Source organism: Burkholderia sp. THE68 (assembly GCF_009938265.1).
Taxonomy (GTDB): domain Bacteria; phylum Pseudomonadota; class Gammaproteobacteria; order Burkholderiales; family Burkholderiaceae; genus Caballeronia.
This window is the reverse complement of sequence record NZ_AP022318.1, coordinates 545,006-559,036: the sequence shown is the minus strand read 5'-3', so window position 1 is coordinate 559,036 and position 14,031 is coordinate 545,006. Positions and strand designations below refer to the sequence as shown.

Sequence of the window (14,031 nt, the reverse complement as noted above, 5' to 3'; positions counted from 1 at the left end):
ATCGTGTCGGACCATGTCGCTCCGGGACTGCGTGCGTCGCGGCTCAATCCGTTGCCCTTTCCGTCCGACATCACCCTTCGGTTCGATCTGCTGATCGTTCTGATCGTCTGCGTCAGCAGCCAGTTCTATGGGCACTTCTGGGAAAGCATCCATCTCGAAGGAAGAGACGCGCTGACGGCCTGCGCGTCGAGCATGGTTACGGGCGTATTCGATCCCAGCCTGCGCACCCAGGATGTGCTGTCTTCGTCGGAAATACGCGCGCAATTCGCCCCGCAGGTGGCAAGCTGCATGGCGATGCTCAGGCCGCAATCGACCTGGAAGATCATCGGGATCGTCGTCACGCTCGCGCTCGGAGCCGTGTTCTACTGGCTCTTTCCCCTCTGGAAGCTGAAGACGCAGCATCTCACGCCGATCCACAAGGACGATCCGCCCGGCCTCCTCGATGCGCTCACCAGCCTGTGTCAGGAAGCGCAACTGAGCCGCGCGCCCGCCTTCGTATGGAATCCGCTCGCGAGCGGTCTGCCGGTGACGTTCGGACGCCGTCGCAACCATTACGTCGCGCTCAGCGGATACTTCGTGGCGCATTATTTCTACGCCGATCCAGCCGCCTTTCGCGCGATCATCCTCCACGAGCTGGCGCACATCCGCAACCGCGACATCGACAAGACGTTCATGACGATCTCGGCGTGTCTCGCGTTCGTCATCGTGAGCGTGGTGCCGTTGCTCGGGGTCATCGCGCTGACCGAGCGCGCGTGGCATGAATCCATCTTTCTGCTCGCGGAAACCGCCCTATGGAGCGCGCTCGTGCTGCTCTCGGGCGCGTCGGTGCTGCGCGTTCGCGAGTTCTACGCGGATGTTCAGGCATCCCAATGGGACGGCTCGCCTGCCCAGGTCGATCGCGTCCTCGCGCGCATGAACGCCGCGCCGGCACACGGACCGGGCGCATACCTGAGCCTGCATCCGCGTGGCGAAACGCGCCGCGCGGTGCTCGTCGACACCACGCCGCTCTTTCGGCTCGGCAAGTGGGATGCGCTCGCCATCGGCTTCGCGGCCGGCGTCGTCATCGATACGGCGAACGGCTTTCTGATCGGCTTCGTTCCGGCGGGTTCCACGGCGGCGGTCGCGCGCATGTCGTTTGTCGTGACGCTGGTCACGCCGCTCATCGTGATGACCTTCGCGATCGGCGCGCTCAGCACCGGAATCTGGCGCGGCGCCTACGCGGCCGTGCTGAACGGCCGCGATCCCGTGAAGGGCACGGCCGCTGCAGGCGCGCTCTTCGCGCTCGGATACTTTTTGAATCAGATCCTGCTGGGCGTGGAGTTTCTCTGGGGCGGAGCGTCGACGCCGCACATTCCCGCCGACAACGCGATGACGATGTTCGAAATTCACATCATCGCGTTCGTGTTCGCGATCATCGGCTGCTGGCTGTTCTGTGACTGGATCGCGCGCGCGGCCGCCGCGTGGGTCGAGGTGACCGTGAAAAGCCGCTCGCCCCTGCCGGTGCTGATGCTGACGGGCGGCTTCGCCGTCGCGGGCGTCGCGACGATGTTCGCGTGGGGCACGTTCGTGTCCGCCTCACTCGTCTCGCTCGGACCTCACAATACGTTCTACACGTCGCTCGTCATGATCGCACCGCCGTTGGTCGTCGGGGCGCTCGCGGCATGGCTCTTTCCCTGGTCGTCGCGATGGTTCGGGCGCACGCGCCGCACACGCGCCGTAGCCGGCTGGGTGTTTCTCGATGCGGGACCGCACGCCGCAGGCGCTTTGCGTCACGTCGAGTTCCGTCCGATGCGCGCTTGGTGGACAGGCGTCGCCGCCGGGCTGGTGTTTTGTCTCTGGATCGAACTGCTCAGATTTCGCAAGCTTTTGCCGGATGGTATCGACGCGGCGGTCTATGCGCCATTCGCCGCGCTCCTGCGCATCGCGGAGCGCGCGGGCAGCAGCGGATTCGCGCTCATCATTCCCGTGGCGTGCGCGGCGGCGCTGGCGGCGTTCATCGCGGCGTCGCGTCCCGGCGCGTTCAATGCGCTCTACGGCCTGTGCGCAGGTTCGGTCGCGGGTATCGTGATGAGCGTCGGCGCGCTGGTGACCATCGAGCTGAACGCGCAATCGACGCTGGAATCGTGTCTGACATCGGTTCTGCTGTATCTCTGTGTGGCCTCGCTGGCGGCGCTGCCGGGCGCGATGACGGGAGCTGTCGTCAGCAAGGTTCGCCGTGCCGATCCACGGCGCGAGCTTTCCGTAGCGCACAAAGTGGCAATGGCCGCGCTGGGTCTCGTGGTGATCGCGGGATGGATCAAGTCGATCCATGCCTGACCGACCTGTGGCGCCGCCGCACGCCACTGTCGCAGGACGAAACGGTGTCGATCTGAACCCTCGTCAAAGGCGCGTTGGGCAGCCATCATCCGCCCGACACGGCGAATCGGACGATGGATCAGCAACGCGCCCGGCGTTCCGATCAGCGCGGACAATCAGGCCGTGGCGGTGGAATCGAGTCAGACCGCGGCTTGACGGAGCGGCGGTCGCGCTATGCAACGTCAAGCACGAAGTCGAAGCGGGCCGACTTCCGGTCGCCGCTGTCCTCGATCGTCATCAGCAACCGGCGATCGAACAGCGAATCGCGCGCATTGCCCTGCTCGCCGGGAAAGTAGAGCTGCGTGGTAAGCGCCGATCCGCGCGGCGGACGCAAGGTCACATGGAAATGCCGCGTGCGGCCCGGATACCCACCCGGCACGATGGTTTCGAGCCGGTAGCGCCCTTCGCTGTCCGAGAATTGATGGCCGCGCAGCCGGAAGCCATCGATGTCGTATTCCCCGTGGTCGTCGGCGTGCCAGAAATCGAGCAAGGCGCCGGGCACCACCTTGCACCGCGACGACCACACCCGCCCGCTCAGGACGATCTTCGTTCCGCCGATGCCCGGTTCGAGCAGCGATGTCCGCTGCGGCGAGTCCGGCAGAAAGAACGGCCCGGGCGTCTGCCGACGCGTGGGTTCGTGTTCGTCGGCGCAGGCGGGTGTCGCTGAAACCTTATCGGCCAGCGCCAGCAGCAGCAAAGTCGGTGGCACCGCCCCAGCCTTGCGAAGAAAATCGCGCCGTCCCCGGTTCGGATTTCGTGTCCACATCGCGCGCTCCCAGGTTGCCCCGTCGAATATGGTAAGCCGAAAGCCCAAACGCTCAGTCATCCTTTTAAAGATGCAATCGATTACGCAACACGCTACACTCCGCGCGTCGAACGATTGAAGCGAAGCTTTCAAAGTGCCCTCATCCAGCGCTAATTCTCATGTCCGATCATGGATGCGTGGTCGTGATGATCGATTCGAAAAGCAACCTGGAGACGCCTCAAATGAGCACTATCGCTGACAGCAATGTTCCTGCACATCCGAGATCGAAGCGCTTCGGTCTTTTCGTCTGCCTCATGGCAGCGCTCGCCGGCCTGCTGTTCGGCCTCGACATCGGCGTGATTTCGGGCGCGCTGCCCTTCATCGCGAAACATTTCGTGCTGAACGACCGCGCGCAGGAATGGATCGTCAGTTCGATGATGGTCGGCGCGGCGGTCGGCGCATTGGGGGCCGGCTGGCTGTCGTGGCGCCTCGGACGCCGCCATTCGCTGGTGCTGGCGGCGGTGCTTTTTATCGTCGGGTCGCTCTGGTCGGGGTTCGCGGGAAGTCCCGAGCATCTGATCGGCGCGCGCCTGGTGCTCGGGCTTGCGGTCGGCATGGCTTCGTTCACGGCGCCGCTGTACCTTTCTGAAGTGGCGCCACGGCAGGTGCGCGGCGCCATGATCTCCACCTATCAACTGATGATCACGGTCGGGATTCTCGCGGCCTTCCTGTCCAACATCGGCCTGTCCTACGTGGCCGACTGGCGCTGGATGCTCGGCGTGATCGCCATCCCCGCCGCGTTCTTCCTGGTCGGCGTGCTCGCCCTTCCCGACAGCCCCCGCTGGCTGCTTCAGCGCAACCGCGGCGCGGAAGCGCGCGCCGTGCTGCAGCGTCTCTACGCCAATCCGGCCGACGTGCAGGCCGAACTCGACCAGGTCAACGAGGACAACACGCGGCCCCAGCAGGGATGGAGCCTGCTGCGCAAGAACTCGAACTTTCGTCGCTCGGTGCTGCTGGGCGTCGTGCTGCAGATTTTCCAGCAGCTCACCGGCATCAACGTCGTGATGTACTACGCGCCGCGCATCTTCGAACTGGCCGGCTTCGCTACACACGAGCAGCAATTGTGGGCGACGGTCATCGTCGGTCTCGTCAACGTGCTGGCGACGTTCGGCGCGATCGCGTTCGTCGACCGCTGGGGCCGCAAGCCGATTCTCTACGCGGGATGCGCCGTCATGGCAGTCGGCATGTGCTCGCTCGGGTTTCTCATGCATGCCGGTGTGGCGGGTCTGACGGCGCAGGTCTTCGCGGTCGGGTCGCTGCTGCTCTTCATCGCGGGCTTCGCGATGTCCGCCGGTCCGCTGGTCTGGATTCTCTGCTCGGAGATTCAGCCCCAGCTGGGACGCGACTTCGGCATCGCCGTCTCGACGCTGGTCAACTGGGTCGCCAACATGGCCGTCGCGGCGACGTTCCTCAGCCTGCTGTCCACGGTCGGCGAAGCGAACACCTTCGTGCTGTATGCCATCCTCAACGTCATCTTCGGCGTCGTCGTGTTCTTCTACGTGCCCGAGACGCGCGGTGTCTCGCTCGAAAAGCTGGGCAGCGATCTGATGGCCGGCAAGCGTCTTCGTGATCTGGGCAAGGTCAACTAAGCATCAGGCTTGCTTCGAATGCTCGGCAAGCAACTGCCGGTGGCGTGCTTCGGTTTCGTCATCGGCGGGAAACATGCATTCGAGACGTAGTTCCTGTGCCGCCACGTTCTGCGGCGCGCCGACGGTCGTGACCATCGAGAAATATCGAAGCACGACGCCCTCGCTGAGAAAGCCAATCGGAATGACGGGCATCGTGGGCGCCGCCGGGTGCCCATGTTGCGTTTTCCAGTCGCGCGGCACGTCGGGATAAGCGAGCAGTTCGTCGAGCAGACGCCCGGTGCCGGCGTCGACCACATGCCCGACCGATTCCCGATACACCCGCTGCAACAGGCTCCGCGAAACGATGTCCCAATCGGCCACGAACGGCCGCATCCCCTGCGGATCGAAGATCAGATGCAGCATGTTGCGCGGACCTTCGCGCGCGGCCATGTCGATGAAACAGTCGAAGAAGCGCGGCGCGGCGTCATTGGTCATCAGCACGTTCCAGTGGCGATCCATCACGATCGCCGGAAACGGATCGTGCTGCCGAACGACCCGTTCGAGCGCGCGGATCACGCCATGCATCTCCTGCGCGTTCCACGGCGCTTCCGAATACACGGGCGCGTAGCCCGCCGCGAGCAGCAGCGCGTTGCGCTCGCGCAGCGGCACATCGAGGGTTTGCGCGAGCGTGAGCAGCGTGTCCCGGCCCGGCACGCTGCGCCCGCTTTCGATAAAGCTGATCTGCCGTTGCGAAACGCCCGCCTCCAGCGACAGATCGAGCTGACTCACGCCGCGCACGTCGCGCCAGTAGCGCAGCAAATCACCCAGTTCGACAGGCGGCGCATTCGAATCGGGACGCATGGCGTTCATCGGATCTTCCGGATCGGGGTGGATGAATGGAGCACGCTCAGGCTGCCGGCGCATGCCAGGCGAACGCTTCGAACTGCGCTTCGAGCGGCGGCCGGGTCACGCTGCTGGCATAGTTCGTGATTGTCGATGCGGCAACGACCGCGATGACCTCGAGTATTTGCGCGGCGTCGAAGCCCGCTTCCAGAAAGCGCCGCTGATCCGCCTCCGCGACGCGACCGCGCTGCCCGATCAGCGCGCGCGCCAGTGCCGACAGCGCGGCCAGTCCGGCGTCGTCGGGCAGCGCGCCTCGGCGGATAGCGTCGACATCGGCGGGAGAAATGCCCTGTTTCAGTGCAAGTGCCGTGTGAAACGCGACCGGCCATTCGCTGGCGTTCGCGACGGCGTTGGTCAGCAGGAGCGTCTGAATCTGCGGCTCGGTGAGGCTGCTCGCGTGCACGCGCTGGAACACGCCGACGAAAGCGTCGATCAGCACCGGCGACGCAGCCATCGTGCCCGCGACATTCGGGATCAGGCCCAATGCCTGCTGCAGTTGCCGGAGCGCCGGCCGGGATTGCGCGGGCGCGGAATCGATCGTATGAACAGGAAAGCTCGACATGGTAAGTCCTTGGCGATGGGCGCCGCCGGAATGGCGACGCGACAGCCCAAGAGTAGAAGCGCCCGGTGCTCGCGCCAATTACATCCGATGTAATCGACGCGGCGCACGATACGTCGAATAGACGCCTGTTGTGACGGCTTCTCGCGGCATCGGCCGGGCGCCGCCCCCTGCACACTGATGGTCAGCAGATGCACGCACATAACGCGTTTCCGACCGGATGAGGTGAACATGTTCCTGCTCGAATTCCTTGGCACGATGGCGTTCCTGGCTGTCGTTTCGCTGTCGCTGCTGGCGATGTTCGACATTTTCGTGCCGCGAGCCTCGCGCGTTTCCGGCGCGCGACGCTCCGCCGAGCATCCGCGCGCACGCAGGCAAGGGAAACTGCACGGGTAAGCGCTTGCTGAATCTCGTATATCGTTAGCGAAAATGATGCGTTCCGGCACGCCCGGCCGCTGGCTATGATGCTCCATCCGACGGCTCGCGCCGTCCCCTTGCCGGAGCATCGAACTTGTCCCGAACTGAATCTTCGCGCCGGCCTTTCGTGGTCGGCATTGGCGGCACGACGCGGCCCGCCTCGTCGACAGAACGCGCGTTGGCGCTCGCGCTGAAAGGCGCACAGGATTCCGGCGCGCGCGTGCAGTTGTTCGGCGGCGCGTTCCTTCACAGCCTCCCGCATTACGCGCCCGAGACGCGCGAACTGACCGACGAACAGCACGAACTCATCGAAGCGGTGCGCGCGGCGGACGCGCTCATCATCGCGACGCCCGGTTATCACGGCGGCATTTCGGGGCTCGTCAAGAACGCGCTCGATACGCTCGAAGAACTGCGGCTCGACGGGCGTCCGTATCTCGATGGCCGCGCGGTCGGCAGCATCGTCACGGCTTACGGCTGGCAGGCGGCGGGCACGGTGCTGACATCGCTGCGCTCGATCGTGCACGCGCTGCGCGGCTGGCCGACGCCGTTCGGCGCCGCCGTCAACACGCTGGAGACGCGCTTCGAAACGACCGATACGTGCTCGGACCCGAAAGTCCTCGAGCAGTTGCGCACGGTCGGACAGCAGGCGTCGAGCTTCGCGCTCGCGTTCGGCGCGCATCGGCAGGACGCGTGGCAGGCAGTGGATGCGCGCGTGGCCGTGACGCAGGACTGATCGCGCGGAAACTTTCAAGTAGCGGGATCGCCAGAGTCTGGCGATCCCCATATCACGCGCCCAGATCGCGCCCGGAGAAGAAGCGATCGTCGGGCACGACGTTCAGCGCGATCGTCAGGCGGTTCGCATAGTTGAAAAACGCCGAGACTTCGAGCACTTCCGTCACGGCTTGCGACGTGAAGCCGATCGATCGCAGACGCTGTAAATCTTCCTCGCGCACGCTCGACGCATTGCGCGTAAGGCGTTCGGCCAGTTCCGCGAGCGCGGCCTCCTTCGCCGTCAGACGCACATGATGAAAGCCCTGCGCGATGCGTTGCGCGCGCACCGTGTCGGCGGTCACTTTCGCGAGCGCCTGCGTGTGATTGAACACGCAATAGCTGCAATTATTCGCCGCCGACGTCACCACTGCGATCAGTTCGCGCTCCGCCGCCGTCAGATGGCTGCGATGCGGATCGAACAGATGCTCGTAGAACGTGACGAGCCGATACGCCGTATCAGGATTGATCGCGAGCGCCGCGAGCCAGTTCGGCACGAAGCCGTATTGCCGGCGGAACTTCGCATAGATCTCCGCGACGTGCGGCGGCAGTCGCGTTTCCTCGGGCACGCCGAAGCGCGAAACGGGTTCGCGGTCGGCAATGTCGTCGGATGCGTTCAGGGATTCGGCGAGGGCGAGCGTAGACATCGGAATAGACTCCTGCGCTGGTCGTGAAGCGCTCAAGGTAGCGCACCTCCCGATGCTTCGTATGGCTGATTTTTCATAAGCAAATGCGAGCGCACCGGCTGGATAGCAAATCGCAAATCGATATTGGATCGCGCTCGCGCTCGCTGCGCATAATGGCTCGCACTCTCCTTCGCGAGGAACGCGACATGGCAGAAGTCCTTCACGCCGATGCGCAAGTCATCGGCCGTCTCGACGTGCCCGAACACGATGCGCTGGGCGATGACATCCGCGAGCTCGTCGATCGTCATGGCAACGACAACTGGATTCGAGCGCTCGCACTGAATCCGGACACGGCGCGACGCTTCGCGCAGTATTTCGAAGGGCTTTTCAGCGCGACGGGCGGCCGCCTGCCGATCGAGGAGCGCGAGCTGATCGCGGTGATCGTGTCGCGCACCAACGGCTGCGGTCTGTGCACGATCCATCACGCGCATGCGCTCGGCGCGGCGCTCGACGATCGCGTGAAGGCACGCCGCATCGCGCTCGACTATCACCTCGCGGATCTGTCGCCGCGCCAGTTCGCGCTCGCGCAGATCGCCGAAACCATCACGACGACTCCGCGCGAGATCACCGCGCAAGACCTCGACCGGCTTCGCGCGCTGGCCTCTCCGACGCCGACATTCTCGAAGCCGTCGAAACGGCGTCGTGGTTCAACCATACCAATCGCATCTTCATCGCGACCGGCGTCGTGCCGGACGAAAAATACTTTTCCGCTCTTGCGTGAAGGAGACCTACGATGAGTGCCGTCCTGCAACCCGTCGTCGCGCCGCCAGCGGCTTTATCGCGATGTCCGCGCGGGTGCGTTTCATCCGCCGAACGCGGATGCGAGTCATGAGGTTATCGGGCAGGCGTGGTTGGGGGTGTTGGGGCAGGTGTAAGTGGCATCACCTGATCTGCACCACCGCATCACGCACATCGATATGGCGCGGAATCACCTTGTCGCGCCAGGCGAGATCGGCGGAATCCTGTTGCGCCCTGATGACCTCATCGGGAATCGGATAGCTCACGCCCCATTCGAGCCGCGCAATCGCACGGCTCCAGACGTTCAGCGGCACGCCGGTGTTGCTCGCGAGAAAGCGCGCGGTGTCTTCGGGATGCGCAAGGCTGTCGGCGTTCTGCGCGGCGAGTTCGTCGAAGATCAAACGCAACGCGGCGGGGTATCGTTGCGCGAAGCTACGCGTCGAAATATAGAACCCGTACTGCGGCACCGACAGTTTGCCGATGGTGAGAATCGTGCGCGCGCCGGTGGTCAATTCGGTGTCGGCGTAGCGCGGATCGGGCACCGCCCACGCATCGACGAAACCGCGCTCGAACGCCGAACGCGCATCGCCATAGGACAGGTAGGTGAACTGCGCGTCATCGGGATTCATGCCCGCGTCCTGCATCGCCTTCAGCACGAAAAGATGCCCTTGCGAGCCCTTCGCGAACGCGATCTTCCTGCCCCTGAGATCGCGTACGTCCCTGACCGGCGAATCCTTCGGCACGACGATGCCATAGCTCGCGCTGAGCTTCGGCGCGGACGCCACGTACACCACCGACGGCGCCGCGCCCGCCTGCGCCATGATCGGCGGCGTCGAGCCGACGGTGCCGAGATCGATGTCGCCCGCATTGATCGCTTCGACGAGCGGCGCGCCATACACGAACTCGTGCCACGAGACCTTTACGTGATGCGCGGCGAGCGCTTTCTCCAGCCGTCCCGAAGCGCGCAACGCGACGAGCCCGTCGCCCTTCTGGATGCCGATACGCACCTGCTCCGGATAGCCTTCGTCGGCAAATGCGGCCGAAGCCAGCGCAAGGCAGCCGGCGACGATCGCCAGCGGTTTCAACACATGTCTGAGCATCAGCGTTGGAAATAAGGATTGGACGGGCGCGCGAGGCCGTAGTGACCGCGCAACGTGTCGTGTTCGTATTCGCGCCGGAACAGGCCACGCTTTTGCAGGATCGGCACGACATGTTCCGCGAACACCTCGAACTGCGCGGGCAGCACAGGCGGCATCAGATTGAAGCCGTCGGCGGCGCGGCTTTCGACCCAGTCGGCGATCACGTCGGCAATGCGCTCGGGCGTGCCGCTCAGCGTGAAGTGGCCGCGCGCCGCCGCAAGCTGTCTCAGCAGGACGCGCAGGGTCGGCCGCTCGCGCGCGACGAGTTGCGTGATGACCGCCGCGCGGCTTTGCGCGGCCTGCACCGTCGACGGGTCCGGAAAGTCGTCGACGGACAACGGCTGGTCGAGCGGCAGCGTCGAGAAGTCGTATCCGCCGAAGCGGGCCGACAGGCGTCCGAGGCCGACGCTGATATCGGTGAGTGAATCGAGTTCGTCGAGCAACGCGTTCGCTTCGGCGTCGGTGGAACCGATCGCCGCGCTCAGTCCGGGCAGGATCACGATGTCGTCCGCCGAACGGCCCTGCGCGATCGCGGCGGCCTTCAGCTCCGCATAGAAAGCGCGCGCCGATTCCTTCGTCAGGTGCGCGGTGAACACGGCCTCGGCATGGCGCGCGGCGAACGCCTTGCCCGCCTCCGACGAACCCGCCTGCACCAATACCGGATGCCCCTGCGGCGGACGCGGCAGATTGAGCGGCCCCGCCACGCGATGAAAACGCCCTTCGTAGCCGATGCGCCGCACCCGCGCGGGATCGAGAAAGCGGCCGCTCGTCGGGTCGTCGATGATGGCGTCGTCGGCCCAGCTATCCCACAACTGCTTCACGACGTCGAGAAATTCGTGCGCGCGCGCATAGCGTTGCGCGTGCTCGATCTGCGCGTCGTAGCCGAAGTTCGGCCCCGCGCCGCCCGACCACGACGTCACGATGTTCCAGCCCACGCGCCCGCCCGAGATGTGATCGAGCGAGGCGAACTGGCGCGCGAGATTGAATGGCTCCGTGTAGGTCGTCGATGCCGTCGCGATGAGCCCGATGCGCGTCGTCGCCTGTGAGAGCGCGGCAAGCGTGGTAACCGGCTCCAGCGCGCCGGACGCGACGAAGCGCGCGCCGTCGCCGAGCGCGAGCACATCGGCGAAGAAGATCGAATCGAACAGGCTTTGTTCGGCCTTGACGGCGAGATCGCGGAAATAGCCGATGTCGGTCAGCGCCTGACGCGTCGCGCCGGCATGACGCCATCCGGCTTCGTGATGACCGCGTCCGTGAACGAAGAGATTGAGGTGCAGGTGTCGGGGCATGAGGGCGCGAAATGTGAGGCCGGTCTGGGCCGGCGAACAGGCGTCTCAGTCTAGTCAAGGGCCGTTCATGCGCTAACGAATGAAGTTTCATATCGATATGAAACGCGCTCCATCGAGGCGCCGAAGCTGGAAAGCTAAGCATAAAAAACCGTTTGTCACGGCCACGCCCGGCAGCCTCTAATAGCAAGCTCTCTTTCGCGATGCCCCACCCGGAATCGACATGTCCGATCTGACTTCTTCACCACCCCGCTATGTCGCTTCGACACCGAGCCGATCCGGTTTGTCGAAGGCCGCGCTCTATCGATGGCTGTCGTGGATCGTCCCCGCGCTGGTTGTTCTGCTCTGGGAGGCCGCCGCGCGCCTCGGGCTGATCGCGCCGCAAGTGTTGCCCGCGCCAAGCCGTGTCGTCGAAACCGCTTTCGACATGGCCCGCACCGGCGATCTCTTTGTTCACCTCGGCGTTTCGCTGTTGCGCGCCGCGGCGGGCTTCGTGATCGGCGGCGCGCTCGGGCTCGTGCTCGGGATTCTCGTCGGCTTCTCGCCGCTCGCGCAGGCGCTGCTCGACCGCTCGATCCAGATGGTGCGCGCCGTGCCCTTTCTCGCGATGCTGCCACTCGTGATCGTGTGGTTCGGCGTGGGCGAGATCGCGAAGATCTTTCTGGTTTCGCTCGCCGTGCTGTTTCCGATCTACATCAACACGATGCTCGGCATTCGCCAGATCGATCCGAAGCTGATGGAGCTGGCCAAGGTCGTCGGGCTCGGCTGGACCGCGATCGTGCGGCGAATCATCCTGCCGGGCGCAATGCCCTCGATCCTCACGGGCGTGCGCTATGCCCTCGCCCACGCGTGGCTCGCGCTCGTCATCGCCGAAACGCTCGCGACCACCAGGGGCATCGGCTTCCTCGCGATGGACGCGCGCGAATTCCTGAACACGAATGTCATCCTGCTGACCGTGATCATCTACGCGATCATCGGCGTGGCGGCGGATACGCTGGTGCGTCTGCTCGAAGCGCGTTTGCTGTCGTGGCACGCGAACTATGCCAAAGGAGCACGCTGATGGATCAGAGCATCACCGTGTCGCGCGATTCGAACGCGCATGTCCGCAACGACGAGCCGCCGCTCGCCGTATCCGTGCGCGGTCTCAAACGGCGTTACGGCAGCCGCGTCGTCATCGATGCGCTGGACCTCGATATCCGCCAGGGCGAATTCGTCGCGCTGCTCGGCGAAAGCGGCTGCGGCAAGACCACGCTGCTTCGCGCGCTGGCCGGGCTCGATCAGCCGGACGCCGGCACGATCCGCGCGCCCGAGCGCCCGTCCGTCGTGTTCCAGGAGCATCGGCTGCTGCCGTGGGCGGCGTTATGGGCCAACGTCGCGCTCGGCCATGAATCGACGATCGGCCGCGCGGGCGCGATACGCGCATTGGCCGAAGTCGGACTCGCCGGACGCGAAGACGACTGGCCGCGCAATCTCTCAGGCGGCCAGTCGCAGCGCGTGGCGCTGGCGCGCGCGCTCGTGCGCGATCCCGCGTTGCTGCTGCTCGACGAACCGTTCGCGGCGCTCGACGCGCTCACCCGCATCAAGATGCACGGGCTCGTCAAGGAACTCGTCGCGCTGCACCAGCCGGGCGTGCTGATCGTGACGCATGACGTCGATGAAGCGCTCACGCTCGCCGACAGGATTCTCGTCATGCGCGCCGGACACATCGCCGCTTCCTTCCAACCGAAAGACCACACGCCGCAGACACTGCGGCCCATTCTGCTCGAAGCACTGGGCGTACAGAACAAAACGACAAGGACCATGAACGCATGACCGATTCTTCTTTGACCCGCCGCCAACTTTTGCGCGCGGCGGGCGGCCTGTTGGCCGGCGCTGTTCTTCCCGTTGCGGCTCGCGCAGCCGAGCCGCGCAAGCTGACGCGCAACACCGATGTCGTGCGCATCGGCTGGGGTTACGGCAGTCTGCCGGATATCGCGAAGCAGCGCGGCGTATTCGAGAAGACGCTCGCCGCGAAGGGCATCAGGGTCGAATGGATCGGCCCGTTCCCGAACCACGCGCCGTCGATTCAGGCGGTGGTCGGCGGCAGCGCGGACTTCGGCTTCTGGGGGTCGACCACGCCCGCGCTGGCCGCGATGCTCGCCGGCTCGCCGATCGTCTTCAATGCGTTCGATATCTATTCGCCGCGCTCGACGTCGATCATCGTGAAGAAAGCGAGCGGCATCAATTCGATCGCGGATCTGGCGGGCCGCAAGGTCGCCGTCAATCGTTCAGGGCTGGGCGAATTCCTGCTCATCGCGGCGCTGGAGAAGCACCGCATCGATCGGGACAAGGTTCAGTTCGTCTATCTCAATCCGCCGGATGCCGCGCCCGCGTTCGCGCAAGGCAAGGTCGACGCGTGGTCGATGTGGTCGCCGGGCGTGGACATCGCGCGCTTCTCGAACGATGCGAAGGACATCTTCGTCGAAGGCCGCGACCTCGACTTCCTGATCGACTACAGCTCGCTCGTGACGCGCCGCAAGTTCACCGAAGAGAACTCCGAGCTGATTCGCGCGGTGATCGACGCGTATTACGTCGAAGGCGCGTGGCAATCGACGCATTCCGTCGAATCGGAGCAACTCGTGCAGCGGGAAGGCAAATATCCGGATCAGGTGCGCGATTATCTGGCGGGCCTCAGGCGCGTGAACCAGTTTCACGAAGCCGACGACGCCGCGTTTCTCGGCCAGTTCCAGCGCGCGGCCGACTGGCTCGCGGAACGCAAGATCATCAATTCGCGCATCAAGGTCGCGGACTACAGCATCAAGGTTTGA

The 14,031-nt window shown here is 64.9% G+C and carries 14 protein-coding genes; 8 read left to right on the top strand and 6 right to left on the bottom strand.

Translation table 11 applies throughout. From position 1 onward, the window contains the following. The first annotated feature begins 3 nt into the window (after positions 1 to 3). Positions 4 to 2,316: a M48 family metalloprotease gene (locus tag BTHE68_RS28510; protein WP_162069642.1), complete on the top strand. Its 2,313-nt coding sequence runs from the start codon at positions 4 to 6 to the stop codon at positions 2,314 to 2,316. A 211-nt stretch (positions 2,317 to 2,527) separates the two neighbouring features. Here the strand turns inward: BTHE68_RS28510 and BTHE68_RS28505 are convergent, their stop codons facing one another. Beyond that, positions 2,528 to 3,052 (bottom strand): dioxygenase family protein, encoded by a 525-nt coding sequence (locus BTHE68_RS28505; protein WP_232078122.1) that lies wholly within the window; start codon positions 3,050 to 3,052, stop codon positions 2,528 to 2,530. Positions 3,053 to 3,342: 290 nt separating this feature from the next. Between BTHE68_RS28505 and BTHE68_RS28500 the strand changes: the two genes are divergently transcribed. Then, positions 3,343 to 4,749, top strand: a complete 1,407-nt coding sequence (locus tag BTHE68_RS28500; RefSeq protein WP_162069641.1) for a sugar porter family MFS transporter — start codon at positions 3,343 to 3,345, stop codon at positions 4,747 to 4,749. A 3-nt stretch (positions 4,750 to 4,752) separates the two neighbouring features. Here the strand turns inward: BTHE68_RS28500 and BTHE68_RS28495 are convergent, their stop codons facing one another. Beyond that, a complete protein-coding gene (locus BTHE68_RS28495) occupies positions 4,753 to 5,598 on the bottom strand; it encodes a helix-turn-helix domain-containing protein (protein ID WP_162069640.1) in 846 nt (281 codons plus the stop codon). A gap of 37 nt (positions 5,599 to 5,635) precedes the next feature. After that, positions 5,636 to 6,193 (bottom strand): carboxymuconolactone decarboxylase family protein, encoded by a 558-nt coding sequence (locus BTHE68_RS28490; RefSeq protein ID WP_162069639.1) that lies wholly within the window; start codon positions 6,191 to 6,193, stop codon positions 5,636 to 5,638. Between the two features lie 228 nt (positions 6,194 to 6,421). Between BTHE68_RS28490 and BTHE68_RS28485 the strand changes: the two genes are divergently transcribed. Together BTHE68_RS28485 and BTHE68_RS28480 are read left to right on the top strand one after the other, a co-directional pair. Further along, complete coding sequence (locus tag BTHE68_RS28485) at positions 6,422 to 6,586, top strand: hypothetical protein (protein ID WP_162069638.1); 165 nt, start codon at positions 6,422 to 6,424, stop codon at positions 6,584 to 6,586. Positions 6,587 to 6,701: 115 nt separating this feature from the next. Then, on the top strand, positions 6,702 to 7,340 hold the full coding sequence (locus BTHE68_RS28480; RefSeq protein WP_162069637.1) for an NADPH-dependent FMN reductase: 639 nt from the start codon (positions 6,702 to 6,704) through the stop codon (positions 7,338 to 7,340). 52 nt (positions 7,341 to 7,392) lie between these two features. On the opposite strand, the gene BTHE68_RS28475 is transcribed toward BTHE68_RS28480, so the two are convergent. Then, positions 7,393 to 8,022, bottom strand: coding sequence for a peroxidase-related enzyme (locus tag BTHE68_RS28475; RefSeq protein ID WP_162069636.1), 630 nt, complete (start codon positions 8,020 to 8,022; stop codon positions 7,393 to 7,395). Positions 8,023 to 8,207: 185 nt separating this feature from the next. Here BTHE68_RS28475 and BTHE68_RS28470 point away from each other — a divergent pair, with 185 nt between their 5' ends. Next, positions 8,208 to 8,798, top strand: a complete 591-nt coding sequence (locus tag BTHE68_RS28470) for a peroxidase-related enzyme (RefSeq protein ID WP_232078121.1) — start codon at positions 8,208 to 8,210, stop codon at positions 8,796 to 8,798. Positions 8,799 to 8,942: 144 nt separating this feature from the next. On the opposite strand, the gene BTHE68_RS28465 is transcribed toward BTHE68_RS28470, so the two are convergent. Together BTHE68_RS28465 and BTHE68_RS28460 are read right to left on the bottom strand one after the other, a co-directional pair. Continuing rightward, positions 8,943 to 9,887 carry an aliphatic sulfonate ABC transporter substrate-binding protein gene (locus BTHE68_RS28465; protein ID WP_232078120.1) on the bottom strand — a complete coding sequence of 315 codons (945 nt, stop codon included), beginning with the start codon at positions 9,885 to 9,887 and terminating at the stop codon, positions 8,943 to 8,945. An 11-nt stretch (positions 9,888 to 9,898) separates the two neighbouring features. After that, positions 9,899 to 11,227 carry an LLM class flavin-dependent oxidoreductase gene (locus BTHE68_RS28460; protein ID WP_162069634.1) on the bottom strand — a complete coding sequence of 443 codons (1,329 nt, stop codon included), beginning with the start codon at positions 11,225 to 11,227 and terminating at the stop codon, positions 9,899 to 9,901. A 220-nt stretch (positions 11,228 to 11,447) separates the two neighbouring features. Here BTHE68_RS28460 and BTHE68_RS28455 point away from each other — a divergent pair, with 220 nt between their 5' ends. From BTHE68_RS28455 to BTHE68_RS28445, 3 genes are read left to right on the top strand one after another with little or no spacing between them, the layout of a single operon-like run. Next, a complete protein-coding gene (locus BTHE68_RS28455) occupies positions 11,448 to 12,284 on the top strand; it encodes an ABC transporter permease subunit (protein ID WP_162069633.1) in 837 nt (278 codons plus the stop codon). Then, a complete protein-coding gene (locus tag BTHE68_RS28450) occupies positions 12,284 to 13,036 on the top strand; it encodes an ABC transporter ATP-binding protein (protein ID WP_162069632.1) in 753 nt (250 codons plus the stop codon). The genes BTHE68_RS28455 and BTHE68_RS28450 overlap by 1 nt, the downstream gene beginning before the upstream one ends. Then, the gene (locus BTHE68_RS28445; RefSeq protein WP_162069631.1) at positions 13,033 to 14,031 is read left to right on the top strand and encodes an ABC transporter substrate-binding protein; all 999 of its coding nucleotides are present in this window, start codon (positions 13,033 to 13,035) and stop codon (positions 14,029 to 14,031) included. The genes BTHE68_RS28450 and BTHE68_RS28445 overlap by 4 nt, the downstream gene beginning before the upstream one ends.

Bases quoted from the DNA above. Each gene is read 5' to 3' on its own strand.
- BTHE68_RS28500 (WP_162069641.1), top strand. From the start codon at position 3,343: ATGAGCACTATCGCTGACAGCAATGTTCCTGCACATCCGAGATCGAAG.
- BTHE68_RS28495 (WP_162069640.1), bottom strand. From the start codon at position 5,598: ATGAACGCCATGCGTCCCGATTCGAATGCGCCGCCTGTCGAACTGGGT.
- BTHE68_RS28490 (WP_162069639.1), bottom strand. From the start codon at position 6,193: ATGTCGAGCTTTCCTGTTCATACGATCGATTCCGCGCCCGCGCAATCC.
- BTHE68_RS28485 (WP_162069638.1), top strand. From the start codon at position 6,422: ATGTTCCTGCTCGAATTCCTTGGCACGATGGCGTTCCTGGCTGTCGTT.
- BTHE68_RS28475 (WP_162069636.1), bottom strand. From the start codon at position 8,022: ATGTCTACGCTCGCCCTCGCCGAATCCCTGAACGCATCCGACGACATT.
- BTHE68_RS28470 (WP_232078121.1), top strand. From the start codon at position 8,208: ATGGCAGAAGTCCTTCACGCCGATGCGCAAGTCATCGGCCGTCTCGAC.
- BTHE68_RS28460 (WP_162069634.1), bottom strand. From the start codon at position 11,227: ATGCCCCGACACCTGCACCTCAATCTCTTCGTTCACGGACGCGGTCAT.
- BTHE68_RS28455 (WP_162069633.1), top strand. From the start codon at position 11,448: ATGTCCGATCTGACTTCTTCACCACCCCGCTATGTCGCTTCGACACCG.
- BTHE68_RS28450 (WP_162069632.1), top strand. From the start codon at position 12,284: ATGGATCAGAGCATCACCGTGTCGCGCGATTCGAACGCGCATGTCCGC.
- BTHE68_RS28445 (WP_162069631.1), top strand. From the start codon at position 13,033: ATGACCGATTCTTCTTTGACCCGCCGCCAACTTTTGCGCGCGGCGGGC.